The sequence below is a fragment of the Mesorhizobium sp. M1E.F.Ca.ET.041.01.1.1 genome (assembly GCF_003997355.1).
Lineage (GTDB): Bacteria > Pseudomonadota > Alphaproteobacteria > Rhizobiales > Rhizobiaceae > Mesorhizobium.
In genome coordinates this window covers 1-1600 of sequence record NZ_RZSL01000930.1, presented here as the reverse complement: position 1 = coordinate 1600, position 1600 = coordinate 1, and the positions used below count along the sequence as shown (strand labels likewise).

The window sequence follows — 1600 nt, the reverse complement described above, 5'->3', positions numbered from 1 at the left end:
GGTGATGACCGATGTCGCGCTGCGCTGGATGGGGCCGACGCTGATCGACAACCTGCGCATCACGCTCGGCTGGTGCTGGACCTACCTCATCATCGCCGAGATCGTCGCCGCCGATTCCGGTATCGGCTACGTGATCTGGACGGCACGTCGCTTCGTGAAGACGCCGGAGGTCATGGCCGGCGTCGTCGTCATCGGGCTGATCGGCCTTGTCACCGATCAGTTGCTTCGCCTGCTTCACCGCCGGCTGTTCCGGTATCTGTGAGGGCTAGACGACGATGAGCGCATATGTCCAATTCGCCGATACGGCGAAGTCCTTCGGCCCCGTCGAAGTGGTGCGGAAAACCAATCTCGGCCTCGAGCGCAATTCGCTGGTCGTCTTCCTCGGCCCGTCGGGCTGCGGCAAGACCACGCTGATGCGGATGGTCGGCGGGCTCGACCAGCCGAGCTCCGGCTCGATCCTGCTCGGCGGCGAGAAGGTCGTGCGGCCCGACCGGCGGCGCGGCATGGTTTTCCAGTCCTATTCGTCGTTCCCGTGGTTGACGGTCGAACGCAACATCGCCTTCGGCATGCGCTACCGCAACGACATCGCCGCGGCGGAAAAGCTGGAGCGCACGCGCCACTATCTGGAGCTGTTCGGCCTCGCCGACTTCGCCGGCTCCTACCCGAACCGGATTTCGGGAGGCATGCGCCAGCGTGTCGCCATAGCGCGCACGCTGGCCGCCGGCTCCGACGTGCTTTTGATGGACGAGCCGTTCGGCGCGCTCGATGCGCTGACGCGCGAGCGCCTGCAGGTCGAGCTGCGGCAAATCCAGATCCGTGAGGAAAAGACCATCATCTGCGTCACCCACGATGTCGAGGAGGCGGTGTTCCTCGCCGACCGCATCATCCTGTTCTCGCGGCGCCCCGCCTCGGTCGTCGCCGACATCGACGTGGCGGCCGAGCTCGGGCCGCAGCGGCCGCTGGAGATCCGCGAGACGCAGAAGTTCTTCGAGCTGCGCAACAAGGTGCTGCATCTGATCCGCAACGAGACAGGAACAGCAGTATGAGCCTCTCCTTATCCGGCAAGGTCGTGGTAATCACGGGGGCGAGCCGAGGCATCGGGCTCGGCATAGCGCGGCGCTTCGCAAAGGCCGGCGCCACGCTGCACCTGATCGCCAATGACGATGCCGTCCACGAGCGGGCGCGCGAGCTTGGCGCGACCGCCGCCGAGGCCGACATCGCCGATCGCAACGCCGTCTCGACGGCGCTTGCCTCCCTCGCCCGCATCGACGTTCTCGTCAACAATGCCGGCCTCGAGCTGATGACACCCGTCGGCGACGCCGGCGACGACAACGAGGCTGCCTTCCGCCGCATCGTCGAGATCAATGTGATCGGCACCGCCCTGGTGACGGCGCGCGTGCTGGCGCGCATGCCGGCCGGCGGATCGATCGTCAACACGGCCTCGATCTGGGGACGCGTCGCCGAGGCGAGGTTCGGCGCCTACGTGGCCTCCAAGCACGCCATCATCGGCTTGACAAAGACCTGGGCCAGGGAGCTCGGACCGAAAAGCATCAGGGTCAACGCGGTCTGCCCCGGCTGGGTACGGACCGAAGCTTCCATG

Annotated in this window: 3 protein-coding genes; all 3 read left to right on the top strand. The window is 66.4% G+C overall.

Annotated features, from left to right (window positions below; translation table 11 throughout):
• A partial coding sequence (locus tag EOA38_RS36020) for an ABC transporter permease subunit (RefSeq protein ID WP_127301456.1) occupies nucleotides 1-262 on the top strand: 262 nt, incomplete at its 5' end.
• 13 nt (nucleotides 263-275) lie between these two features.
• Entirely contained in the window at nucleotides 276-1046 is a 771-nt protein-coding gene (locus tag EOA38_RS36015; RefSeq protein WP_127301455.1) for an ABC transporter ATP-binding protein, read from the top strand.
• Nucleotides 1043-1600, top strand: a 558-nt coding sequence (locus tag EOA38_RS36010; RefSeq protein WP_145966266.1) for an SDR family oxidoreductase, incomplete at its 3' end; no start/stop codon positions are given. The genes EOA38_RS36015 and EOA38_RS36010, both read left to right, overlap by 4 nt.